The 25,038-nt window shown below is 45.6% G+C and carries 21 protein-coding genes and 4 tRNA genes; 12 read left to right on the plus strand and 13 right to left on the minus strand.

Annotation, left to right across the window (positions count from 1 at the left end):
* Positions 1–264: 264 nt before the first annotated feature.
* The 6 genes from OC443_RS08865 to OC443_RS08890 all read right to left on the minus strand — a co-directional run bounded on the left by OC443_RS08865 (position 265) and on the right by OC443_RS08890 (position 6,687).
* Positions 265–1,269 carry an alpha-L-glutamate ligase-like protein gene (locus tag OC443_RS08865; protein ID WP_073581793.1) on the minus strand — a complete coding sequence of 335 codons (1,005 nt, stop codon included), beginning with the start codon at positions 1,267–1,269 and terminating at the stop codon, positions 265–267.
* Positions 1,266–2,774, minus strand: a complete 1,509-nt coding sequence (locus tag OC443_RS08870) for an inactive transglutaminase family protein (RefSeq protein ID WP_073581795.1) — start codon at positions 2,772–2,774, stop codon at positions 1,266–1,268. Before OC443_RS08870 ends, OC443_RS08865 begins: the two co-directional genes overlap by 4 nt.
* Positions 2,771–3,550, minus strand: a complete 780-nt coding sequence (locus OC443_RS08875) for an ATP-dependent zinc protease family protein (protein ID WP_073581797.1) — start codon at positions 3,548–3,550, stop codon at positions 2,771–2,773. The genes OC443_RS08870 and OC443_RS08875 overlap by 4 nt, the downstream gene beginning before the upstream one ends.
* A 117-nt stretch (positions 3,551–3,667) precedes the next feature.
* Positions 3,668–4,639 carry a tRNA 5-methoxyuridine(34)/uridine 5-oxyacetic acid(34) synthase CmoB gene (cmoB, locus tag OC443_RS08880; protein ID WP_073581799.1) on the minus strand — a complete coding sequence of 324 codons (972 nt, stop codon included), beginning with the start codon at positions 4,637–4,639 and terminating at the stop codon, positions 3,668–3,670.
* A 229-nt stretch (positions 4,640–4,868) separates the two neighbouring features.
* Complete coding sequence (gene cmoA, locus OC443_RS08885) at positions 4,869–5,597, minus strand: carboxy-S-adenosyl-L-methionine synthase CmoA (protein WP_073581880.1); 729 nt, start codon at positions 5,595–5,597, stop codon at positions 4,869–4,871.
* 208 nt (positions 5,598–5,805) lie between these two features.
* Positions 5,806–6,687: a DUF72 domain-containing protein gene (locus OC443_RS08890; protein ID WP_073581882.1), complete on the minus strand. Its 882-nt coding sequence runs from the start codon at positions 6,685–6,687 to the stop codon at positions 5,806–5,808.
* A gap of 277 nt (positions 6,688–6,964) precedes the next feature.
* Here OC443_RS08890 and aspS point away from each other — a divergent pair, with 277 nt between their 5' ends.
* Both aspS and OC443_RS08900 read left to right on the plus strand, forming a co-directional pair.
* On the plus strand, positions 6,965–8,731 hold the full coding sequence (gene aspS / locus OC443_RS08895; RefSeq protein ID WP_073581801.1) for an aspartate--tRNA ligase: 1,767 nt from the start codon (positions 6,965–6,967) through the stop codon (positions 8,729–8,731).
* A gap of 92 nt (positions 8,732–8,823) precedes the next feature.
* Positions 8,824–9,402 (plus strand): thymidine kinase, encoded by a 579-nt coding sequence (locus OC443_RS08900; protein ID WP_073581803.1) that lies wholly within the window; start codon positions 8,824–8,826, stop codon positions 9,400–9,402.
* Positions 9,403–9,432: 30 nt separating this feature from the next.
* On the opposite strand, the gene OC443_RS08905 is transcribed toward OC443_RS08900, so the two are convergent.
* Together OC443_RS08905 and OC443_RS08910 are read right to left on the minus strand one after the other, a co-directional pair.
* A complete protein-coding gene (locus OC443_RS08905) occupies positions 9,433–10,269 on the minus strand; it encodes an NAD-dependent epimerase/dehydratase family protein (protein ID WP_073581805.1) in 837 nt (278 codons plus the stop codon).
* Positions 10,270–10,323: 54 nt separating this feature from the next.
* Positions 10,324–10,560, minus strand: a complete 237-nt coding sequence (locus OC443_RS08910) for a TIGR02647 family protein (protein WP_073581807.1) — start codon at positions 10,558–10,560, stop codon at positions 10,324–10,326.
* A 415-nt stretch (positions 10,561–10,975) separates the two neighbouring features.
* On the opposite strand from OC443_RS08910, the gene OC443_RS08915 reads away from it, so the two are divergent.
* The 8 genes from OC443_RS08915 to OC443_RS08950 all read left to right on the plus strand — a co-directional run bounded on the left by OC443_RS08915 (position 10,976) and on the right by OC443_RS08950 (position 16,643).
* Positions 10,976–11,049 (plus strand) — tRNA-Cys (locus tag OC443_RS08915).
* A gap of 3 nt (positions 11,050–11,052) precedes the next feature.
* A tRNA-Gly gene (locus OC443_RS08920) sits at positions 11,053–11,128 on the plus strand.
* Positions 11,129–11,206: 78 nt separating this feature from the next.
* Positions 11,207–11,293 (plus strand) — tRNA-Leu (locus OC443_RS08925).
* Between the two features lie 11 nt (positions 11,294–11,304).
* Positions 11,305–11,380 (plus strand) — tRNA-Gly (locus OC443_RS08930).
* Positions 11,381–11,785: 405 nt separating this feature from the next.
* The gene (gene pheS / locus OC443_RS08935; RefSeq protein ID WP_073581809.1) at positions 11,786–12,769 is read left to right on the plus strand and encodes a phenylalanine--tRNA ligase subunit alpha; all 984 of its coding nucleotides are present in this window, start codon (positions 11,786–11,788) and stop codon (positions 12,767–12,769) included.
* A gap of 17 nt (positions 12,770–12,786) precedes the next feature.
* Positions 12,787–15,174, plus strand: a complete 2,388-nt coding sequence (pheT, locus tag OC443_RS08940) for a phenylalanine--tRNA ligase subunit beta (RefSeq protein ID WP_073581811.1) — start codon at positions 12,787–12,789, stop codon at positions 15,172–15,174.
* A 425-nt stretch (positions 15,175–15,599) separates the two neighbouring features.
* Positions 15,600–15,890 carry an integration host factor subunit alpha gene (gene ihfA / locus OC443_RS08945; RefSeq protein WP_073581813.1) on the plus strand — a complete coding sequence of 97 codons (291 nt, stop codon included), beginning with the start codon at positions 15,600–15,602 and terminating at the stop codon, positions 15,888–15,890.
* Positions 15,891–16,004: 114 nt separating this feature from the next.
* Positions 16,005–16,643: a class I SAM-dependent methyltransferase gene (locus OC443_RS08950; protein WP_073581815.1), complete on the plus strand. Its 639-nt coding sequence runs from the start codon at positions 16,005–16,007 to the stop codon at positions 16,641–16,643.
* A gap of 198 nt (positions 16,644–16,841) precedes the next feature.
* On the opposite strand, the gene purT is transcribed toward OC443_RS08950, so the two are convergent.
* The 5 genes from purT to sbcB form a co-directional block, all read right to left on the minus strand.
* Positions 16,842–18,017 carry a formate-dependent phosphoribosylglycinamide formyltransferase gene (gene purT / locus OC443_RS08955; protein ID WP_073581817.1) on the minus strand — a complete coding sequence of 392 codons (1,176 nt, stop codon included), beginning with the start codon at positions 18,015–18,017 and terminating at the stop codon, positions 16,842–16,844.
* 200 nt (positions 18,018–18,217) lie between these two features.
* Positions 18,218–19,108, minus strand: coding sequence for a cytidine deaminase (gene cdd, locus OC443_RS08960; protein WP_073581818.1), 891 nt, complete (start codon positions 19,106–19,108; stop codon positions 18,218–18,220).
* A 242-nt stretch (positions 19,109–19,350) separates the two neighbouring features.
* Positions 19,351–20,037, minus strand: a complete 687-nt coding sequence (locus tag OC443_RS08965; RefSeq protein WP_073581884.1) for an LrgB family protein — start codon at positions 20,035–20,037, stop codon at positions 19,351–19,353.
* A 2-nt stretch (positions 20,038–20,039) separates the two neighbouring features.
* The gene (locus tag OC443_RS08970; RefSeq protein WP_073581820.1) at positions 20,040–20,405 is read right to left on the minus strand and encodes a CidA/LrgA family protein; all 366 of its coding nucleotides are present in this window, start codon (positions 20,403–20,405) and stop codon (positions 20,040–20,042) included.
* A 62-nt stretch (positions 20,406–20,467) separates the two neighbouring features.
* On the minus strand, positions 20,468–21,892 hold the full coding sequence (sbcB, locus tag OC443_RS08975) for an exodeoxyribonuclease I (protein WP_073581822.1): 1,425 nt from the start codon (positions 21,890–21,892) through the stop codon (positions 20,468–20,470).
* Positions 21,893–22,072: 180 nt separating this feature from the next.
* Here sbcB and OC443_RS08980 point away from each other — a divergent pair, with 180 nt between their 5' ends.
* Both OC443_RS08980 and OC443_RS08985 read left to right on the plus strand, forming a co-directional pair.
* Positions 22,073–23,254 (plus strand): tyrosine-type recombinase/integrase, encoded by a 1,182-nt coding sequence (locus OC443_RS08980; protein WP_073581824.1) that lies wholly within the window; start codon positions 22,073–22,075, stop codon positions 23,252–23,254.
* 140 nt (positions 23,255–23,394) lie between these two features.
* Positions 23,395–25,035, plus strand: a complete 1,641-nt coding sequence (locus OC443_RS08985; RefSeq protein ID WP_143169282.1) for a hypothetical protein — start codon at positions 23,395–23,397, stop codon at positions 25,033–25,035.
* The last annotated feature ends 3 nt before the right edge of the window (positions 25,036–25,038 follow it).

Genomic DNA, 25,038 nt, shown 5'->3' on the forward strand with positions numbered 1-25,038 from the left:
CCTGAGTTTATTTATTTGATGTTAGTCACAATTATCCGTTTTTTGTGACCAATGTCAATAAATTTATCAGGAATACACCCAAACAACCAGAAGGTGCAGGTTCCAGTGAGATTTGTCAGGCACATTTCTGTGCCAAGAGAATTTGAAATGGGTACATTCCTGCATTCTCTTTCCCTGAACTGTGCCTTTCGGCTGCACGCTGAATCATGCATCTTCTGGTTGTTTGGGTATAAACTTTATTTCATCCGGAGCATCGTTTAACAATCATTCTGCAATCGCTTTTTCACTGAACTTTATGCCGCAGGAAAGATTCTGACCAAACTGACGTTGTGAATATCTGACCCGTTGTAGCGGGGAAGGGGGGGCGAAGGATGGTTTGATGTGCTCGATATGCTTCAGACGGGGCAACAGCCCGGCACCATTGGCGATTTGAATCGCAAGACCCGGACGGGCATTGAGTTCCAGCACCATCGGCCCCTGTTCTTTATCAAGTACCATGTCGGTTCCGATATAGCCCAGCCCGGTCATTTCCCGGGCACTGGCGGCCAGTACCAGTAGACGCTCCCAGTGAGGCACTTTCAGTTCAGATAAATCGCGGCCGGTATCGGGATGATGCGTCACAGGCTGGCCAAACTGGACCGCGCGCACTGCCTGCCCGCTGGCAATATCAATGCCGACGCCAACAGCGCCCTGATGAAGATTTGCCTTCCCGTCTGAAGCTTTGGTTGAAAGGCGAATCATCGCCATCACCGGATAGCCCTGAAAAACAATCACACGTACATCAGGCACACCTTCATAACTAAAGCCATTGAAGCATGAATCAAACTGGATCATGTTCTCGATGATAGCCACATCATTCTTACCGCCCAGAGAAAACAGCCCGGCCAGTGCATTACTGATATGTCGTTCTAAATCTTCTTCGGTAATCGTTGCGCCAGAAGGTTTGGTGTAGGTTGTTCCCTGATGAGAAGCAATGACCAGTATACCTTTCCCGCCACTGCCACATGCAGGTTTAATCACGAAAGAAGGCCACTGCCTGACAAGCTGATGGATTTTTTTTACCTCATGCTGACTGCGGATCACACCAATGAGTTCAGGCACAGTACATCCGGCCTGTTCTGCGATGATTTTAGTCTTCAGTTTGTCATCAACCAAAGGGTAACGTGCACGGTCATTATAACGTCCGATGTAACTGTGATTACGCTGATTCATACCCAGAATACCTTTGCTTTTCAGCAGGAAAGGGGAGGCTAACCGGCTCAGAATCATATCTCCTCCGCCAGTGGCTTGAAGCGTTTCAGCTCTGTCAGCCGATAACCGGTATAAGTACCAAGCAGCAGAATGACAGCCAGAATAATGAACTGGATACCGATGAAGTTAAACGTCAGGTGCTGAATGTAGGAATTCGTCATTCCCAGATACACCAGAATTGCGGTAAACAGTGAACCACCCCCCTGCAGAACGACTTCTTTCGCGCCATCCTCTTCCCATAAAATGGACATCCGTTCGATCGTCCAGGACAAAATAATCATCGGGAAGAAGGTAATTGTCAGCCCTTCAGAAATTCCCAGCCGGAAAGATAGCACGGTGAATAAAGCGATCATCAGGATCACCGCAATGATGACGGCGGAAATTCGCGATACCAGCAGTAGATTAAGCCGGGATAAGTAGCTTCGGATGATGAGCCCGGTTCCGACAATCAGCAGAAATCCGGCAATGCCAGGCAAAAGCTGGGTTTGAACAAAGGCCACGGCGATTAAGACCGGCATGAATGTACCTGATGTTTTCAAACCGATAATCACCCGGAGAAACACGACGATCAGCGCACCAATCGGGATTAGCATAATCGTTTTGAACATGGCCTGTTCTTCTAACGGCAGGCTGTGGATTGACAGATTCAGTAATCCATCTGCACTGACTTTATTGTTGGTCGCTTCCTGAGCGGAAATATCCTGAGTAATCATGCTGAACTGAACCTGACTGTTCTTGCCGCCGGTGACATCCAGCAAAGAGATATTGGATTCATCCCAGACCAGTAAATCCGGATGCGTTTCCTGTTTTCCGGTTTTAGGATTTAACACTACCCAGCGTTTTCCGTCCCAGATCTGATTCATGGGCTCGATATTCTGACGGCGTCTGCCGTCTTTTAGCTGAAGCACACCGACAATTTTATTGGGAATACCGGAATACGAGAGAAGTTCCTGGGTAACTTTAAATTTTGCCAGCTGATTTAAAAGCAGCTGAGCGTTTTGACTTTCTGTATCATTGAGTGCTTTGATGAGCTCTCGGGCAAATGTTGTGTCATCGGATGATAGGCGTGTGGCATGGTGAATCAATGCGGTAGCTGCCGCTTCTTCCGGTTTGGTAAATCTGGGCGGGACAGGCGGATATTGCGGAGGTTTTGGGATCGCCTGAGCATGTGGATCGACCAGAAATTGTGTCTTGTAATAAATGGTTTGCGGTCCACTGGCATGGCGGACTGACCATTCCGCTCTGCGGCCTTTCTCTGACTCCAGGTAAGTGACGCCGTAACCAGGAGACGATGCCGACTGACTGATGAGTGTGAAACCGTTTTGAGTATCCGGCGCAGCAAGAGACACTTTAACGGCTTTTCCCTGAGCGTAGAGCTGGATCCGGGCTTCTATATCCCAGACCTGACGCGTTTCCCCCGGCGTCCATGGCACACCGTAAACCTGATGGCGAAATACACTCAGATAAACCCCGGTTGCAATCAGGATGAGTATACAAATATAAAACGGAACACGTGAGGTCATGATTTATTCTTACTGCTTTTACTGTTGGGTGTATGGATGAATTTGCGGCTGACATCAACCAAGGCAATATCCCGGATGAATTCCCGTCCCAGCAGAACCGGATGGCTCATGTGTGAGCGATTGGCCAGGGTAAATTCGGTTCGCTCATGTATCTTGCCGACACTGACCCACAAACTAACGACGGCGCGCCGCTCCGCTTCATTATTGGTTGACTGGCGAATTTTCACGTACCGGATGACCGGCGCTTCTATCCAGTGATTTTTTAATGAATCAGCCGTTTTTTCTGACAAATGAAACCGAACCCATTTTTTGCCGTTTCTTTCAAACTCTTCAATATTCGCGGCATTTAGCGATGAGGTCGCGGCACCTGTATCGACACGGGCATTGAAGGTTTGCTGAATCGAATCGATGGTGACATGTTCAACCCGGCCCAAAATAATTTTATTGGCAGGAACGTCCTGAACCGGCGGATATTCGGTTTCCTGCTGAATATCAGAGGCCGCTTTTTGCTCAGATTTATCCTTTTTTCTGATTTGATACATGTGCTGATTCAGCCGGGTCATCTGGTGCTTCAGCGAGTTTATTTCTGTTTCTAAGCCATCAATATATTTGGCCTGATGGCTTGATTGCAGCTCCAGATTTGTCAGGCGTTGAGAAATACTCAGCTCAGCATTTTTTATCGCGGAAAGTGTTTCCTTATGAAAATTGTCTTCTTTGACAGAAGAACACCCGGTGAGCGCAGAAATTGCCATCATCAGTGCAAGCCTTTTCAACATGAGCAACCTTATCTTTCTTACTTACATTATGAATCTGTGTCGGTTAGATTGAAGAGATCCCAGACTTTTGCGATAGCCTACTCCGATTTCGGCTATCGCACGTTAGATGTATGTCAATTATGATTTTCTGGCGACTAAAATTGCACGCCGGGGAGCCGGGTAACCCTCAACAGTCTTTGAAGGATTTGCCGGATCTAAGTAATCAGGAAGAGAGTTATGTGTCATCCAGCCGGTTGTTCGCTGTTCTTCTGTACTGGTTACATTTTCGTCTGCGATGACGATATCGGTAAAGCCAGATTTTTCCAGCCAGACAGCCAGTGCTTTGGAGGACGGGAAGAAATAGACGTTACGCATTTGAGCATAGCGGTCAACCGGTACTAAAACGGCGTTCTCATCGCCTTCAATAACCAGTGTTTCCAGAACCAGCTCACCGCCGGGTACTAATTGGTTTCTCAACTGCTGGAGATGCTCTAATGGTGAGCGGCGGTGATACAGAACGCCCATGCTGAACACTGTATCAAAAGCTTCACTTTCCGGTATATCTTCAATTCCAAGGGGCAGCAGGTGAGCTCTTTGATCATTCCCCATCAGTTTGCGGATAGCTTCAAACTGAATTAAGAACAGGTGGGAGGGATCAACACCAATACATAGTTGTGCACCTTCGCCAAGCATCCGCCACATGTGATAGCCGTTGCCACAACCAACATCGAGCACTTTTCTGTGTTTCAGCGGTGAGATATGCGGTAAAACCCGTTCCCATTTCCAGTCAGAACGCCATTCCGTGTCAATATGAATATCATGAAGATGATAAGGGCCTTTTCGCCACGGATGGAGTGTCTTTAAAATGCTTTCGAGCTTTTTCAGTTCTCCGGTGGGCAGTGCCTCATGATTCGCGACGGCAACCCGGTCTTTCAGCTCGATAATATCTGGCTTGTCCGAAGATATTTTCTTCAGGGTTCTTAACCAGCGTTCTGAATCACCATGGGCCTGGTTCTGCCATTCAGTCAGCTTACCGGGTAAGGCGTTCAGCCACGGTTGTAAGGCGGGATCTGCCGCGATTAATTGGTAAAAATTAGCAAAATCAAACATTTCAAACCATACCACTGATTTGTGGTTTCAATTAAAGAGTTAACATTGAATGAAGTATTTTATACCCAAGTGACCTCAATCTCGCCCTTCGGGAGCGCATCAACAGGTTCATTTCTGCGTCAAACCACCTCAAAAGGCGTCATCATTCCTTCGGTTATTTTCCTTGAACTGAACCTGTTCTGAATCCTGCATCTTGAGGTCATTTGGGTATAGTCCGGTGTCTTACTGCTTACTTCACGGCGAACATCGAACCAAAGTTAAAGCACTGGAACCAGACGTCGAAACTGGAAAAACCAATATCCCGGAAACGTGCTTTGTGCGTTTCGATACTGTCGGGCTGCAGGACATTCTCTATCGCACTGCGCTTCTGGCTGATTTCAAGTTCGCTGTATCCGTTGGCGCGTTTGAAATCATGATGCAGATCGATAAGCAACTCATTGGCTTCTTCGTCCGGAAAAACAAATTTCTCGGATAAAATCAACACACCACCAGGGTTGAGTCCCTGATAAATCTGATTCAGCAGCTGATACCGGTCATCCGGTGGCAGAAACTGCAGCGTAAAGTTGAGAATGACCACGGAAGCGTTATTGATACTGACTTCTCTGATATCTGCCTGAACCACATCTACCGGGGTGTCGGCCCGGTAAGCATCCACATGGAGCCGGCAACGCTCAACCATCGCCTGCGAATTATCAACGGCAATGATTTGACACCCGTCATGCCGGATATGACGCCGGACGGAAAGTGTTGCAGCCCCCAGAGAGCAGCCTAAATCGTAAATATTTGAGTGCGGCTGAGCAAAGCGTTCGGCCATCATGCCAATCGCAGAAATAATATTACTGTAGCCGGGAACGGAGCGCTGAATCATATCAGGAAAGACTTCAGCAACCCGGGCGTCAAACGAAAAATCGCCAATTTTATCGATTGGGGCTGAAAAGATAGTGTCTTTATAACTCATACTGACCTCATGATCCGAACAACTGGCATGGCTTGATTGACATGCATCCCATGAAAAGGCGCGTATTTTATGAAATAACAGCGGCTTTGTCATTCCCTGTGATGAGATGTTTTTATCGATATCTGTGATCTTGCATAGACCGGACAGCGGTGAATTTTCAGATTTTCAGAACAAACATATGTTCAGGATATCTCAGTATGAAACGCTATCACGAAATGTCATCAGGAAATATAGACAGCTGATTTTGATCTCTGACCGCAGGAAAAACCGAAAGGGCAGGTAAGGCTGTTTTTTGCTGAAGGGCAGTATAAAGTTGCTGCGCCAGCTCCGGAGCAAGACAGTTATCCGGCGTGTGGATCATGACATAAGGCTGGCGGCCTTCATCAATCCAGGATACCAGTTTATTCAGCCATGGCTGAAAGAATCCATGATTTTCAGCCAGCGCCGGGTGGCCGATAAAACGAATCATTGGCCGGCTGGCTGTTGCCAGAGCATGCACCGGGATCCGGGGCTTCTTCTTTTGAGCATCAATGATGGCTGGTGAGTCCGGCTTTGCGGCAAAAACCGGGCGGCTGTCCATGATAATCCGGTTGATTTTTTCCTCAATTAACCATTGATTAAACCCGGTTTCTGCCGGACCTTTAGCAAAAAAGTCTGGGTGGCGTACTTCAACGCCTAACGGAAAACGGGCCGGAAAAAACCGGCAAAATTGTTGCAGCCGGGGAAGATATTCCGGACCAAAGGATGCCGGAAGCTGAATTGTCCATAACCCGGTTTTTTCGTGGAGTGGCTCCATCAGGTTGATAAAAGTATTTAAAGCATCCCGGCTGCCTGTCAGCATCTGTTCATGGGTGATTTCTTTGGGTAATTTAAATGTAAAACGAAAATCAGCCTGTGTTGCCGCTTTCCAGTTGGAAACAGTCTTCGGACTTGGAGACGCATAAAAGGTTGTATTGCCTTCAACGGTATGAAAAACCTGAGCATATTTTTCAAGTCTTTCCGCCGCTGTTGTTCCCCGGCCGTAGAATGTTTGTTGCCATTGTGGGTGAGACCAAAGTGTTAAACCCAGCCTCAGCGGGAGATTTCTCAGTGGTTTTTGCATTAAATTACCCGGAATCTGTGATATCGCTTTGGAGAACACGATTGTTTAGCGCTATAATCTGCGCCTGTTTTTTTGTACATTTAGTCTCTTGGTACATTTTTCTGTTTAATGTGTCAACGGGTTCAGCTGGTTTTGCGTCAATGCCGGGCCGCAGATTTATGCGGTTTCGCCACCGCCCGTTGCAAAGTAAGATATTGCTGGTCTTGAGGAGAGTAAGATCAGTCGTTGTTTTTGAAGTTAATTATTGATAATTGGGAAAATCATTATGCGCAGCCATTATTGTGGTCACCTGAACAAGTCCCTTGTGGGACAGCCTGTGGAACTTTGCGGATGGGTAAACCGCCGTCGTGATTTAGGCGGTCTTATTTTTGTTGATATGCGTGATCGTGAAGGTTTAGTTCAGGTAGTCGTTGATCCGGATATGGCTGATGTGTTTGAAACGGCTAACCAGCTTCGTAATGAATTCTGTATTCGCCTTGAAGGTGAAGTCAGAGCCCGTCCGGACAGTCAGATCAATAGTGATATGGCAACCGGTGAAGTTGAAGTGCTGGCAAAACATCTGGAGATTATTAACCGCTCTGATGTGCTGCCTTTGGATTTCAACCAGAATAATACCGAAGAACAACGTTTGAAATATCGCTATCTTGATTTGCGCCGCCCTGAAATGAGTGAGCGGATTAAACTCAGAGCGAAAGCGTCCAGCTTTGTCCGTCGTTTTCTCGATGAGCACAACTTTTTAGATATCGAAACACCGGTTCTCACCAAAGCAACGCCGGAAGGTGCGCGGGATTATCTTGTACCGAGCCGTGTGCATAAAGGTAAGTTTTATGCACTGCCTCAGTCTCCTCAGTTATTTAAACAACTGCTGATGATGTCAGGTTTCGACCGCTATTATCAGATCGTGAAATGTTTCCGGGATGAAGATTTACGTGCTGACCGTCAGCCTGAATTTACTCAAATCGATATTGAAACTTCATTTATGACGGCTGATGAAGTACGTCAGGTGACTGAAAAAATGATCCGCGATATGTGGCAGGAGTTGCTGGATGTCAATCTGGGTGAATTCCCTGTGATGCCGTTTAGTGAAGCCATTCGCCGCTTCGGGAGTGATAAGCCTGATTTACGTAATCCGCTGGAGCTAATCGATGTTGCTGATTTAGTCAAAGACGTTGATTTTAAAGTATTCGCTGGTCCGGCAAATGATCCGAAAGGGCGGGTTGCTGTGTTATGTGTTCCCGGCGGTGCGCAATTAACCCGTAAGCAGATTGATGGTTATGCTGAGTTCGTTTCTGTATACGGCGCCAAAGGTCTGGCATGGATGAAAGTTAACGATCGCGAAGCCGGTGTTGAAGGTGTTCAGTCTCCTGTGGCGAAATTCCTGTCAGCGCCTGTGATTGAAGCATTGCTGGACAGAACGCAGGCAAAAACTGGTGATATCATTCTGTTTGGTGCGGATAAAGCGAATGTTGTGGCTGAAGCACTGGGTGCTTTACGTCTGAAAGTCGGGCTTGATCTTGAACTGACGGATTTATCTGCATGGGCTCCGCTTTGGGTGATTGATTTCCCGATGTTTGAAGAAGATGACGAAGGTCATCTGAGTGCAATGCACCACCCGTTCACTTCACCGCTGGGTGTGACGGCGGAAGAACTAATCGCAAATCCTGCCAGTGCAAATTCTGATGCATACGACATGGTTCTGAATGGTTATGAAGTCGGTGGTGGTTCTGTCCGGATCCATGATGCTGCAATGCAGGCTGCCGTATTTGAAACACTGGGAATCGACGAAGAAGAACAGCAGCTGAAATTTGGCTTCCTGCTGGATGCGCTGAAATATGGCACACCACCGCATGCGGGTCTGGCGTTTGGTCTGGACCGGTTAGTGATGTTGTTGTGTGGTACAGAAAACATCCGTGATGTCATTGCATTCCCGAAAACAACGGCTGCTTCCTGTTTGATGACGGATGCGCCGAGTCTTGCAAACCCGGCGGCGCTGGAAGAACTGGCAGTCGCAATTGCAGTTGACAAGAAATAGTTATCTGATGACATAATCATCATTTCTGTGAGTCAGAAGGTGGCAGTTGCCACCTTCTTTTATATTTAAGCGTTAAGAGACAGGAATTTCTTTTGGCCCAAATGTATTTTTATTACTCTGCAATGAATGCAGGGAAATCAACCACATTACTTCAGTCTTCATTTAATTATCGTGAGCGGGGAATGACGCCGGTAATCTTTACTGCTGCCGTTGATGACCGTTTTGGCACAGGCGTTGTAAGTTCACGGATTGGATTAAAAGAAGATGCATATTTATATCATGATGCGACAGATATGTACGAGGATATTCAAGCGCTGCATCAGGCTTCCCGCATTGATTGCGTCCTGATCGATGAATGCCAGTTTCTGACCCGTACACAGGTTTATCAGCTTTCTGAAGTCGTTGATAAACTGAATATTCCTGTACTGTGTTATGGCCTGAGAACTGATTTCAAAGGTGAACTGTTTGAAGGCAGCCAATATCTGCTTGCATGGGCTGATAAGCTGGTGGAACTGAAAACCATTTGCCACTGTGGTAAGAAAGCAAATATGGTCGTCCGGGTTGATGCATCCGGAAAAGCAATTGCTGAAGGCGATCAGGTCGATATCGGCGGTAATGACCGCTATATTTCCGTCTGTCGCCGTCATTATAAAGAGGCGTTGGGTCTGTAACCCGGTATCTGCCGTGAGAGATTAAACCGGTTATATTTCTGTGTGTGCCAGTGCCTCAAGCGTGGTCTGAAAACGGTATTTGAAACCAGCCTGACAAAGCTTTTCAGCGGAGATAAGTTTGTCGCTGGTTTCTGTCAGCGGCGGCATTGGTGTATCTACTTTGGCAGACTTTATAGCTGCCTGATAAAACAGGGCTTTGCTGACTGTTTCTGGTGTCGTGACATTCATCACTTCACAAGAGAGATGATCGATAGCAAATGTGATTGCCCGTATCACATCAGTCTGGTGGACCATGTTTGCTGGTGCCAGTCGGCTGATTTGTTTGAGATTGCGGACAAACCGGGAAGGATGGCGCTGTGGGCCGAACAGGCCACTACAGCGAAGAATGACATAATCCATCCCTGAATCCAGCACCTGTTGCTCAGCCGCCAGTAAAACACGACTTTTTTCACTAAAGATACTCTCTTCCCGGGCGAGCCGGAGGCTGGCTTTTTCTTCGGTCATGGTTTCAGGGAGGTCCGGATAGACACCGGTTGAGCTGATCATGATGATCTTCTTTACACCAGCCAGCTTTGACTGTTCAACCAGCGTTTGCCAGTCATGAATATATTGAACCGATTTATTCTGGCGAAAACCGGGAGGAAAACATCCGATCACAACTTCCGCCTGTTGTTGAGTCAGCATCCGGGCAAGCTCAGGTGCCGTATTACCGAATTGACAGCAGAATCCCTTCAGCCCCTGTTCGGTTAATTCCTGAGCGCCGGTTTGTGAAGTCCGGCTGGCAAAGATCTGATAATTTTTATCATTGAGGAAATGTGCCAATGGCTGTCCGAGCCAGCCTGCACCAATAATCGTGATTGTTTTCATATTGAATCTGATATCGCTCTGTGTTGTCAAAAGCTGCGGGGCACGTAAACCGGTTTAGCTTGAAGACAAAATCCGGAGAATACGATCAGCATGTTGTGCTGCTTCAATTCCTTCATCAGTCAGGTAGCCGCCATCAGGATGCGTACATAAGTTTTTGTCATAAAGCGCCTGAACGGCATCAATGGTTTTTTTCTCTGCTGTTTTATGTACTTTAATCCCGGTATCCCGGCTATTGAGATCAAATTGCAGAAGCAGATTAATTTCATTGATATGTTGTTGATTAAATTTCATCTGGCCATCCTAAAATAGTCTGTGTTGTTGTTTAACATAGAAATTTCTTTTCTGCAGGACAATATCCATCTGACGGAAATGTCATATATCAAGATATAAAATACTGAATATGTGAAGTACTTTATGGTTATGATCCATCTTGCTTGATTGTTTCCGGATTGTTATTACTGCTTACTTTGCTTCAAAAACGGTAAATGATACAGATGTGTCGGCTGAAGCTTTGTATAACTCACTTTCAGGGGCGGGGAGTTACAGCTGAAAACAGGGTTTAGTTCGCGGAATTATCTGTTTATGAAGATTATTTAGCGCTTTTGAATGTAAAATAGGCAAACGATTCAAAAATAAAAAAATTATGTTGACTGAGGGTAACGAATCCGTAGAATGCATCCCGTACCAAGCATGACGGTTTGGTTAAGGCGTGTTGGCAGAGTGGCTATGCAGCGGATTGCAAATCCGTGGACCTCGGTTCGACTCCGGGACGCGCCTCCATTTGCGACATTAGCTCAGTTGGTAGAGCGCAACCTTGCCAAGGTTGAGGTCACGAGTTCGAACCTCGTATGTCGCTCCAGTTTATTTAGTGTTGTATGTAACAGTGCTAAGATGGTGTTTCCTCTTTCAATGAGTGCACCGCAATCCAGAATTGCGTGCCCTGGTGGTGGAATTGGTAGACACAAGGGATTTAAAATCCCTCGGCGTTCGCGCTGTGCCGGTTCAAGTCCGGCCCGGGGCACCATCTTTCTTTATGCGACATTAGCTCAGTTGGTAGAGCGCAACCTTGCCAAGGTTGAGGTCACGAGTTCGAACCTCGTATGTCGCTCCAGATTCTTTTCTTCAATATTTCTCCGGTTTTGAACCTTCTCAGTTTTTCACGCTTAAGTTGTGTCCGTCAGGTCTGTCTTTCCCTGGTTTCGTTCGGCTTCATTTCAATTCTGCCTGTAACATTTTTTATTCCGATCAAATCTGACTGATGTATATCTACTCAATAAAGGGCAGAAAAGCGATTACAATTTGGCTTTAGATGCAGCTTTCGTTACTATGTGTGCCTATTACCTCAAGATGCTTATTTTTCAGGGTCATTTCTGTATCGATAGCGAAAACAGAGCTCTGGGACTGAGCTATTCTGATTTTGGAATCAGGTATTAAATAGATTTAAACTTCCAGGAAATCAATTCAGGTCACCTAACGGAACCTTTGCAGAAACTGCCGGAAGGCAGATGAGGAAACGATGCAACATCTACAAGAGATCATTGCCGGTGCGACTGCGGCAATACAGGCTGCTGACACACTTGTTGTGCTTGACGAAGTACGTGTCCAGTATTTGGGCAAAAAAGGGGAATTGACGGCTCAGTTGCAAAATCTGGGCAAGCTTCCACCGGAGGAACGCAGAGCTGCGGGGCAGGAAATTAATCAGGCCAAAGCAGCGGTTCAACAGGCAATCAGTGCCAGAAAAGAGGCGCTTCAGCGCGAAGAACTTGAAGCAAAACTGGCGGAAGAAACCATTGATGTCACACTGCCTGGACGTCATATTGAAAATGGTGGGATTCATCCAATCACAAGAACCATTGAGCGGATTGAAAGCTTTTTTGGTGAGCTGGGCTTTACGGTTGAATCCGGTCCTGAAATTGAGGACGACTTTCACAATTTTGATGCCTTGAATATTGCGGATGATCATCCGGCAAGAACCGATCATGATACCTTCTTTTTTAATCCGAAGCTGATGTTGCGTACTCATACATCCGGCGTACAGATCCGGACGATGGAAAGCAGTCAGCCACCTCTGCGGTTTATTGCACCGGGGCGTGTTTACCGGAATGATTATGATCAGACTCATACACCAATGTTCCATCAGGTTGAAGGGATGCTGGTTGATGAAAATGTGAATTTTGCTCATTTGAAAGGCATTCTTCATGATTTTCTGTGTAATTTCTTTGAAGAAGAGCTGGAAGTTCGTTTCCGTCCTTCTTATTTTCCTTTTACAGAACCTTCAGCTGAAGTTGATGTCAGACGAAAAAACGGCAAATGGCTTGAGATCCTTGGATGCGGTATGGTGCATCCGAATGTGTTACGTAGTGTTGGAATTGATCCTGAAAAATACTCAGGTTTTGCCTTTGGGATGGGGATTGAACGACTCACGATGTTACGTTACGGCGTAAATGATTTACGTGCGTTTTTTGAAAATGATCTTCGTTTCCTTAAACAGTTCAAATAATTCAGGGGCAAAATAGAATGAAATTCAGTGAATCATGGCTGCGGGAGTGGGTAAATCCTTCAGTCACAACCGATGAGCTTTCTCACCAGATCACGATGGCAGGTCTTGAAGTTGATGACGTCGTACCTGTTGCCGGAACCTTTACGGGAGTCAAAATCGGGCAGGTTGTTGAATGTGCTCAGCACCCGGATGCGGACAAATTACGGGTGACAAAAGTTGATGTCGGCGAAGCTGAGCTGCTTGATATCGTTTGTGGTGCGCCAAATTGTCGTCAGGGACTGAAAGTTGCTGTTGCTACAGTCGGTGCAGTGCTTCCGGGTGACTTCAAGATCAAAAAAGCGAAGTTACGTGGTCAGCCATCTCATGGCATGTTGTGTTCGTTCTCCGAATTAGGTATTGATGTTGAGTCTGATGGTATTCTTGAGTTGCCGGCAGATGCTGTGAATGGCACCGACTTCCGCGAGTTCCTGTCTCTGAATGATGTGACCATTGATGTTGATCTGACCTCAAACCGGGCGGACTGTTTCAGCCTAAGAGGCATGGCCCGTGAAGTTGGCGTTTTGAACCGTCTTGATGTTACTGAGCCGGTGACTGAAGCTGTACAGCCAGCGATTGATGATCAGGTTGCCATTGATATTCAGGCGCCGGAAGGTTGTCCGCGTTATCTGGGACGTGTTGTCCGCAACGTGAATGTGAAAGCAGAAACACCGTTATGGATGCAGGAAAAACTGCGTCGTTGCGGTATTCGTTCGATTGATCCGGTTGTGGATATCACCAATTACGTGATGTTGGAACAAGGTCAGCCAATGCATGCCTTCGATTTATCAAAAATTGAAGGCGGGATTGTTGTCCGGATGGCAAAGCAGGATGAGCAACTGACGTTGCTTGACGGCACTGAAGCAAAACTGAACGCCGATACGCTGGTGATTGCCGACCATCATAAAACACTGGCACTGGCTGGTATTTTTGGTGGAGAAGGTTCTGGTGTCAGTTCAGAAACAACAGATGTGCTGCTTGAAAGTGCATTCTTTGCGCCTTCTGTCATCAGAGGCCGTGCCCGTAGTTACGGACTTCACACTGATTCCTCCCTGCGCTTTGAACGTGGTGTTGATCATGCATTACAGATGGACGCGATGGAAAGAGCCACTCAGTTGTTGGTTGAAATCTGTGGTGGTGATGTTGCGCCAGTGAATATTGCAGAATCTGCTTCAGATCTGCCTCAGCCAAACCAAGTGTTATTGCGCCGTGAAAAACTGGATAAGCTGCTTGGACATCATATTCCGGATGAAGATGTTGCAGATATCTTATCCCGTCTGGGCATGCCTGTTCAGGTCAAAGATGAAGGCTGGTATGCGACAGCACCAACCTGGCGTTTTGATATTGCGATTGAGCAGGATTTGATTGAAGAAGTCGGCCGTATTTACGGTTATGACAATATTCCAGAGCAGGCGCCAACGGCTGATTTGACCATGAATCAGTACAAAGAAGCAGATTTACCTTTAAAACGTGTCAGAGATCTGTTGGTTGATCGTGGTTATCATGAAGCGATCACGTACAGCTTTGTTGAGCCGGAACAGCAAAAACTGATTGTGCCGGATGTTGAGCCGCTGATCTTACCAAGTCCTATTTCTGTTGAAATGTCAGCGATGCGTCTGGGGTTGATTCAGGGGCTGCTGAACACTGTGGTTCATAATCAGAAGCGTCAGCAACCCCGTGTTCGTTTATTTGAATACGGGCTCAGATTTATTCCTGATGAAGCCGCAGAAATGGGGATTCGTCAGGAGCCGGTGCTAGCGGGTGTGATCGCAGGGCCTCAGGCTGATGAGCACTGGGCACTGGAAAGCAAAACTGTTGATTTTTACGATTTGAAAGGCGATGTGGAAGCGATTCTTGAGCTTACTTCAAATCAGAGCGTTTATAGTTTTGCTGCGGCAAAACATCCGGCGCTGCATCCGGGGCAAACCGCTGCAATTATGCGTGAAGGGCGTCAGATTGGTATTATCGGTACTGTTCACCCTGAGCTGGAGCGTAAGCTGGGTCTGAATGGCCGGACGGTTGTATTTGAACTGGACTGGCATGCGGTAAATCAGCGTGTGATTCCTGAAATCGGTGCAGTTTCTAAGTTCCCGTCAAACCGGCGTGATATTGCTCTGGTTGTCGATCAGAGTATTGATTCCGGAAATATTGTTGTAGCCTGTCTTGAAAGTGGTAATCAATATCTGAAAGGCGCGAAACTCTTTGATGTGTATGTTGGACAAGGCGTTGAAGAAGGTAAGAAGAGCCTTGCGATTGCTTTAACTTTGCAGTCTGACGAAAAAACATTAGAAGAATCAGATATTTCTTCAGCTGTTGCTGATATTCTGGCAGCTGTTTCTGGTAAATATGACGCAACTCTGCGGGATTAATTGCATAATTCTGTAACGCTTTGATAAAGCAGGCTGAAATTCAATGATCAGTCTGCTTTTTTTATTTGGATCTGAAGCATATTTTCAGAGTCAACAGACCCTGACTCATTGAGTCGCATTTTAAATTTAGTCTGAAAAAAATTCCGTTATTGACTGAAATATCGGTGTTTATTTTGATTTTTGACGTTTTTGACTAATTCTATCTTTAAATCAATCAATTATTGTGAAATATGTTAAATGTAAAATACATTTTCTTTGTGATGAATGTGAGCATTTTATCATCGATTTGATAAAAAAGTTGGCGTAAATCATAAGGTTGGCATACACTATTTAGCGTGTGGCCGATATGTTGTTGATTGGTTGATAAAAAATGCTTTGGGACTGCAATTCTGGCAGTATGGTTGGTACAGCTTTGAGGAAAGTTTATGGCGCTCACTAAGGCCGATTTGGCTGAAAACCTGTTTGAGAAGCTTGATTTTAGTAAACGGGATGCCAAGGAAACGGTTGAAGCTTTTTTTGAGGAAATACGTCAAGCGTTAGAGAACGGGGAACAGGTTAAATTATCTGGTTTTGGCAATTTTGATCTCAGGGATAAGAATGAACGCCCTGGCCGGAATCCCAAAACAGGTGAGGATATCCCTATTTCTGCGAGGCGTGTTGTGACGTTCCGTCCAGGGCAAAAGCTGAAAGCCCGGGTCGAGAATATTGACTCATAATGATTGAGAATGAAAGACCACTTCGGTGGTCTTTCGATTTCTCTGAAGCTTTATTATATATTTGAGCTTATGTCGCTGGCATGAGCTCATTTCGGTTTATACAGGTTTAGTATTGTGAAGATTGATTTCTGGCTGGATAAATGGGCTGCCGGCCAAATCAGCTTTCATCAGATTCAGGAAAATTGTTTGTTGCTGAAGTTTTGGCCAAAACTATTACCAAAATCCGATGAAACTGTGTTGGTTCCACTGTGTGGTAAAAGTGAAGATCTGGTCTGGCTGGCCTCCCGGCATCAGGAAATCTATGGTGTCGAAATCAGTGAAATTGCTGTCAGGGATTTTTTTGCCGGGCATTTCTATACACCCCTTGTGACCCGGGTTGATTCATCCCATGAGTTATATCAGTTTGATGAGCTCAATCTTTACCGGGGCGATATTTTTACTGCGCCATTACCGGCCGTTGATTTGATTTATGACCGGGCAGCTCTGACGGTGATTCCGCAGCAGGAAAGACGGCCATATGCTGAACGGCTACTTTCTTTGTTGAAAACTGGTGGCCGAATCTTACTGATTACTTCAGACCCGGCACAATCGGATGAAGCGGAGAAGATTTTTTCTGTACAGAAAGATGAAATTGAGCAGTTGTTTTATCGTTGCAAAGTGACCTGTTTATCCGCGTTTTCGGCGGTGAAACCTGCGGCGCAGTCCGGTGGATTTCCGGATGGTGATGTGTGGTTGATTGAGAAAACGGGCTGATCCCAGGTGACTGGCTGATTAAGATGATTGATTCAACCCATTTCTGATGAAGAAAGCAGGTTCGTTGGTCAGAATATGATTTGGACGATATCAGAAAAAGAGCAGCGCTGCGTCGCTGCTCTTTTTTTATTCCGGGAAAGTTTTTACTCTGGATTAGTTTTTATCCCGGGATATGGTTTTATCTGAGTGGATGAATTCCTAACAGCAAATTTTTATATGTGCAGCACTATCCAGTGCCCGGGTTTTAGCCTGTTCGGTATCTTCTCCTGTTGCCAGTACAACCCCCATTCTTCGTCTGCCATTGATCTCTGGTTTACCAAACAGACGTATCTGGCTGGTTGGTATCTTCAGAGCCTCCGTTAACCCTTCAAACCGGACATCCTGCGATGAGCCATTGCCTAACAGGGCGACTGAGGCTGCCGGATGGTCGCGGGTAATCGCTCCGACCGGTAACCCTGAAAAGGCCCGGACATGGAGTGCAAACTCAGACATATTTTGTGATATCAAAGTCACCAGCCCGGTATCGTGCGGGCGGGGAGAAACCTCATTGAAAATCACGTTATCGCCCTGGATAAAGAGCTCCACACCAAAGATGCCGTGTCCGCCTAATGCGGTTACAATTTTCTCTGCAGTCGCCTGAGCCGCTTCCTGTGCTTTGACTGACATGGCCTGAGGCTGCCAGGATTCGCGGTAATCTCCGTCCTGCTGGCGGTGGCCGATTGGGTCACAGAAATGGATGCCATCGACAGCACTGACAGTGAGCTGGGTAATTTCATAGTCAAAGTCGATAAATCCTTCGATGATGACTTTGCCAGCACCCGAACGTCCGCCATCCTGCGAGTAGTGCCATGCCTTTTCCGTATCTGCTTCTGATTGAATGATACTCTGACCTTTACCTGAAGAACTCATGACCGGTTTGACCACACATGGCGTGCCGATTTCAGACACTGCCTGACAGAAATCATTGTAGTTATCTGCAAACCGGTAAGGGGAGGTTGTCAGGTTCAGCTTTTCTGCTGCCAGACGGCGGATTCCTTCACGATTCATGGTCAGCTGTGTTGCATTTGCCGTGGGAATGACACAAACACCTCGCTGCTCCATTTTCGCAAGAGTACTGGTTGCAATTGCTTCCACTTCAGGCACCACATAATCTGGCTGCTCCTGTTCAATAATCTGCTGTAACTTATCACCATCCAGCATATCAAAGACGTGAGAGCGATGGGCAACCTGCATGGCAGGAGCATTGGCATATTTATCACACGCAATCACTTCAAGTCCAAGCCTTTGGCATTCAATGGCAACTTCTTTGCCTAATTCACCGGAGCCCAACAGGAGAACCCGCGTCGCGCTTTTTGTAGTTGCTGTTCCAAACATGCCATAACCTCTGTTCATCATTCAGATTTTGCGGCAATCATACTGATTTTTCGGATGAAAGCAAACGTTTGCGCGGTATCATCAATAAAATGAAAATCCGGTCAATATGGTTTGTCGTGATGGTAAATAGTTTTTGTCAGGGTATCGCCGGGAAAGCCGCGCTGATTGATTTTCCCGGCAAAAAAGACGGCTGGTGATTTTCAGTCAATCTGATGATATTCACATTTGAGAGATGGGTTGATTTGCTCAAGCATGTATTGTGTGTCGGTAAAATGACTCACTTTGGCATTTTTCATTTCAGCCAGTACGACCCGCTGTATTTCATCGGGTTCATGACCACCCATTCTGGCCTGAACAAGAGCGACCTGAAGGGGAGGCAGGCTGGGGTTAAATGCGGCGTTTTCAGCATAAGAACCCATATAGATTTGCTGACCAGCCATCTGAACAGAGATACCGCTGAAGTTTTCACTGTAAGGTGCATGGCTTTGGTTTAATGCCCGGATTGCACACAAAACCAGTTCATCTGATGTGTCGATGTGTTTGTTATGGTTTTTTTCAGCCATTAAACCGGAAGTGATTCCCAGATCGCCGGGGCCGAAATCTTCAGGCAGATAATGGCGTAATAATCTGGCGGGTTTGTCAGGTAACTGAATGTGTAGTTTCTCAGAGCCGGTCAGTTCATTCATGAACTGTCGGCAGTGTCCGCAGGGTGGTGTGTCGATGATAATATCCGTCAGCATCGTCTCACCAGACATCCAGGCATGCGCAATTGCTGCCTGCTCCGCATGAATCGTTTGCCCCATTTGTGTTCTGGCAAACTCCATATTGGCACCGAAATATAATGTTCCTGATACGCCTCTGGTGATTGCGCCTACCTGAAAACCTGAGATAGGTGTCAGGGCATATGCAGCCGCTAAAGGAAGCAAGCTGAGCGGAAGAGTTGCTTCGGCAACATTTGCCATACTGGCCAACTGATTCACCTGATGTGGCGTTAACTGACCTGAAAATTCATGATGAGATAAGACTGGGGCCAGATATGAGCGTAATTCTGTCGGAATTTTTGTCAGGGCGTGGGCGATGTTTATGGTCATCTCATTGTTTCTCTGAAGTAATCAACTTTTTTATATTAGCCTAGATTTTCGTTTAGAGTGTGATATGTATATAAATATTACGTGACAGTCATGACTTATTTCATTGCATTTGTGATTTATTTCAAAATAAATGAGTGGTGATACGAAGAATGATGATGAAAAACGCTCGGATTGAGGGGAAATCGTATGATGTCTTCTTTGCCGGATGATTATTGTTCCGGCAAAGAAGGAGAGAATGGGATTTAGTGGATGATGTCTGCAATCCACATGGCAAGCGCATAGAATGACGGTGCCAGAATAGACGTGATAATGCCACATAAGACCAGGGCCAGTGAGCTGAAAGCCGCGTCCTGCGGGGCTTTTTCTGCACTGGTTGCTGTGCCTAATGCATGCGACACTGTACCCATCGTCAGCCCTTTCGCTATCGGGTGAGTGATATTCAGTCGTTTATAAACAGGATAAGCGCAGACAGCTCCGAATAGCCCGGCAATCACAACAAGAATTGCGGTGATAGAAGCCTCCCCGCCTAAAGTACTGGTGATTTCCATTGCAATCGGTGTGGTCACTGATTTAGGCAACAGCGCTGCGATCAGTGTGCTGTCTGTGTTCAGGGAAACAGCAATCAGACTGGTTGAAATCATCGACATAATACTGCCGACGGTACAGGCGGCCAGAATCACCCGCCAGTTGGCCCGGATTTGTGGTAATTGTTCATAAAGCGGATAAGCCAGAGCGACAACTGCAGGTTGCAACAAAAAATTGATTACGGCTGTATCTTTGGCGTAGGCCGGATACGGCACACCGAGCAACATCAGTGCTGAGATCAGGATGATGACACTGAGAAGCAGCGGGTTTGCCAGCGGATTTTTCCACTGACTACACAGCCAGCGGGAAAACAGGAAGACGATAATTGTAATAACAAGCCACATCATTATTGCTCCTTCCGTTTCAGATAGCGATCCAGCACTGTTCCCATGCAGATAAGCACGATGGCACTGCCGACAACTACACTGAGAAAAATGGAAAAAGCGTTTTCGATCAATGTGTCAAAATGACTCATTAGTCCAACACTGACCGGGATGAACAGAAACACCATATAGCGGATAAACAGGCTTGCACCGGGCTGAACCCAACTGACAGGTAAAACGCCGGATGAAAGCAGCATGAACAGGATGATCATGCCGATGACACTACCCGGAATGGAGAGATGGAGCCAGTGTTGCAGGGTTAAACCAGCCCACAGACAGATAAATATAACGCAGAAAGATATGAGATATCTTAATAATACTTGAAACATTTTGTGATCCACTTTGGGTAAAAACAAGATTGATGCTGCACAATTCAATCAACCCGACGGGGTCAGGAAGTCACACCGGCAACATACTGATAAATGGATTTCAGGATCTGGATTTTTGATTCGTTCTGTTCATGCTCAACTGCAAGATTTTCCAGCCTGAGAATATAATCATCCATATGACTGGTGAAATAATCCTGACAGTGGCTCAGCCATTGCTGGCGTTCCTGATAACTCAGCGTGTCCGGAAAGTTTCTGGCGCGGTAGCGGAACAGCAGGGGAGCGATTCTCTGATCCTGATAAGAAAGGGAAAGCTCTCCTAAAATGTCAGGCGGTGTCTCGCGGATAATTTCCATCGCGGCTTTGTCTGCCGGATTAAAGAATCCCTGATAAAGCATGGTATCGACGTTATTGTCGTCCGGATATTGCCTCTCCTCACTGAACAGCTGAAGCAGCTTTTCTCTGATCACGGGGGCGCTTTTTAAGGCGGCCAGATTTTGTAAACAGGCTTCCCGGTCTATACCTATTACCTGAGCGTTCTCTGCGGTCAGTGTTTTTGCCGGTGCAAGAATCGGGCATTTGTTTAAATGGATGAGTTTCACCGGAACAGGCAATTCTCCTTCAGCCAAATCATCATGCCGGGTGTACAGACGTTCTCTTAATTCGTCGGCAGACAGATCGAATAAAGGCTGAGGATTTTTTGCCAGATCAACTGCTATGACCGCATTTTTGTTCACCGGGTGCCAGGCAACAGGCACAATCCAGGATGTATAATTGCATTGATGCCCCAGCATGCCGGAAACATGCATGAGAGGTGTCATATTGACGATATCAATGAGCTCTGTCAGTTTGCGCTTGTGGCGCATTGAAAAGAAGTAATCAAAGAGTTTTGGCTGGGCGTTTTTAATTCGCTTTGCCAGTTCAATGGTGGCGTATACATCGGCCATGGCATCATGGGCGTTACTGTGTTCGATCTGGTTGGCAACCGATAAATGCTCCAGCTTAAAGCTGGTGACGCCGTCATCATTTTCCGGCCAGTTGATACCGTCAGGCCGGAGCGCATGACAGGCCCGTGCGACATCGAGTAAATCCCATCTTGAATTGCCGTTCTGCCAGCTCCAGCCATAAGGGTCGATAAAATTTCGATAGCAGGTATAACGGGTGACTTCATCATCAAAGCGAATGCTGTTATAGCCAAGACTGGTTGTATCAGGTTTGGCAAGTTCCTGATGAATCCGGTTGATAAATTCTGGCTCAATCATACCTTTGGCATTGGCAAGTTGCGGCGTAATGCCGGTAATTAAGGCGGCCTCTGGTGAAGGCAGGTAATCCGGCGGCAATTTACAGTATAAAGTCAGCGGCTCTCCGATAATATTGAAATCCATATCCGTGCGGATGCCGGCAAACTGACAGGGACGGTCTTTGGCGGGACTGGTTCCCCAGGTCTCGTAATCGAAGAAGAAGAATGTTGGCTGTTCGGTGTCTTTCATATAATTTGTGAAATATCCATAGATATTCGCATGAGGCCTTGTCTGGCGGTCGATTAGCAATTGTTATTATGATATCTTTTCGTCTGAATTTTTGTGTTTTAACACGTTTTACATTTGTACTTGCGTCTAAATATGTGTCCAAATTTTAAAGACGCTGCGTCCTTTTTTAAAGGGTTAACTATGAGCATTACAGACAAACAACTCAGTGCTATCAACAAACTCAACGAATATAGTGGGCCATCAGAGCTGAACGATGGAGAAGGACTGATTGCCAAAATATCACCCAAGGCAAATATCACTTTTCAATACCGTTGCCGCTTCAATGGCAAGAATAAACGCTTTCGTATCGGCAAGTATCCTGCAATCACACTAAAAAAAGCAAGACAAATTCATAAACAAATGCTGGAGCTGAAGGAGGAAGGACGAAACCCGGAAATTGCTGTTACCGGTGAAACGGAATTTGTATCACTGAAAGATTGTCTGGATTACTGGTTTGAGCATAAGGTATCGACTCAAAAAAAGGGAACACAGGAGCTTTACCATTCAGTGGCTAATAATTATTTCTATAATGCCTTTCCTGATATGGATGTTGAGAAAATTCCGGCCAAAGACTGGATGAGATGGTTTGATGAGATCGCTACAAAGAATCCCAAAACGGCGAATTCAGCGTTCGCAAAAATGCGCGCGTGCCTGAACTTTTGTAAGTCAAAGTTTTTGATCGATGGAACCCATTTTGAAAAAATCCGGCAGCAGGATGTCGGGGAACCGTCCAGAGCAGGGGATCGTGTTCTGACGTTGCCTGAATTAGCAAAAATCTGGATTGCAATTGAAAGAAGTAAGGCCGGTACATCAACCAAAAATTTGCACCTGATGACGATGTTGTGGGGCAACCGGCTGTCAGAACTACGGCTGGCCAGAAAAGAACACTTTGATATGGTCAATGGTATCTGGACAGTGCCGCCTGAATTAACAAAAATGGGAAATACGATTCGCCGCCCGATCCCTGACCGTATCAGACCCATGTTGGAGCGATTAATGAATATCTATGATGATGTGTTATTCCCTGGTGCTTCACTGAAGAATCCAATTACCATTTCAGCGGCCAACCGGTATATCAGACGCCTGCGACATTCACTGACGTTAACTCACTGGCGCACGCACGATTTCAGGCGCAGTATTTCAACTATTTGCTCAGAACTGGGTACGATGCCACATGTGACTGAGAAAATGTTAGGCCATGAGCTTGTTGGTGTGATGGCGGTCTATAATAAGCATGATTGGTTGAAAGAGCAGAAAGATGCATATGATACGTTTGCGGAGGCTTTGTTCCTGCAGGTGCAGAAAGAGTTGGAGTTTGAATAGGATAAGTACCGATAGGAATAAAATGGATTCTGCGGCAAGTTGTTCTAAATCATTTTTGCCCCGTTCCGTGTTAGAACAAGTGTTTTCTCAAATAAGATTTAACTTTTATAGTAATATTTAAATTAATCGGGTGAAGTGTTATGTGTGCTCAAGAGTTATTCGGGATGTGCTTTGTTCACGCAGGGAGTTCTTCAGACTCTTTATTCGGTTTTTCGTCATTTATATCTGCACTAGCTTTACTTTTTGTGGTTTACACGATTACGGGAGAACGCTATAAATTTCGTATATCAATAGCCCCAGTACCACTCTACAAAGCCTCGTTCTATACGATACCTATGATCGGTATCGCAGTTCTTATTTCAGAGTTATGGGTCAATTTAGGTTGGCTTACTCCTGATTTCAATTTGAGCCAAAGTGTGTGGCAAGCAATCTTTGCTTTACTTTTCCTCATAATTATTAGTTTATGGGCTTACTATGGTTTTATATCACCACCTGTATTTGGGAAGAAAAACTACAAAGAATTCATGCTTCAATTGTATGAGAGAATATTAGACGGTAATGTAGACATTCTTAAAGAAGTTGCTTCAGAAATCACGCCTTCGATTAGATACATAGTCGCTTACGCATCTGATGATGAGGGCGAATGCAGAAATTATGCTCACGACATCATACTACTGCTAGGAAATAAAAGATTTTGCGAGGTAGTTGCAGAATATCATCCTAACTTAATAATCGAATTATACGAAAACCTGACAAAAGAAAATATTCAGACACTACCAATTCGTCAATTTACTAAGAACACTGCAGCGGCTGCAATACTCAACTCCAACTCACTCTTGCACCATGAAGGTGATGGGTTTAGCTCTGGGCTTATTGGGTATATTAAACCTTTAAGTATTGCCATGTATGGAGACATAGTTAAACTCGAAGCCTTGAACCGAAAGTTTGCTTCCCCTCTAGATGCGGATTTATCACTTTTCAACCTAAAGCATGCGCAATTTCAAGTGTATTGTGATTCAGCTCTAACAGCAATCCAGTCTTATCTAAACGAAGGGTGGTGGTGGAAAGGCTCTTGCGCAATAAATAACGCCTTCGCAGAAATAAAATACAACGCTAGTTACCTGTATGAAATCAACAGTTATCCGACTAATTACCATGATCTCGAGTGCTATAAAAACTTCAGAGTGGCTGTAAAATTTGTCAATTCTGCAATTAAACTTTTAGAAAATCATCCGTCAGTTGCTGATTTTACACCCCACAAACTGCGGAAAAAGGAAGGGGAAAGATATCAATTAATAGATTTATATGATCTACTGGCTGAGTTAATGTTTGAGCTAACATTTTCTGCTGCAAGCGTTAATGTTGATGTGGATACATGTTGGTCAATCCAGCATAACTCGTGTTGGCGTGAGTTTATTGGTTACAGAAATAGCAAGGTTAGCTATTACATTCTCAAGAAATACTATCGATTGATTTTCGACGAAGTCAAGGGTATGGAAAAACTGCCCAATTTCAAATCAGCTAGAATTCTGGGATTCTGCTTGAATATCTTTGGTGTAAAAATACCCACTAGAGATGGTTTTGGGAAGGAATACTACTCACTACGAAAAGTGATTATCCATTGGACTATCCATAATTACGAAAGCATCAGGAAAGAATACTGTAGAATCGCAGAAGCTTGCTTATTTGGCTGCATAACATATGAAGACAAGAAGCTGATAAAAACATATCGCTTAGGTGTTCGAGATGAAGCCCCAAAAGAAATTTTAGAATTAAAATAACGT

The sequence above is a fragment of the Vibrio quintilis genome (assembly GCF_024529975.1).
GTDB classification, from domain to species: domain Bacteria; phylum Pseudomonadota; class Gammaproteobacteria; order Enterobacterales; family Vibrionaceae; genus Vibrio; species Vibrio quintilis.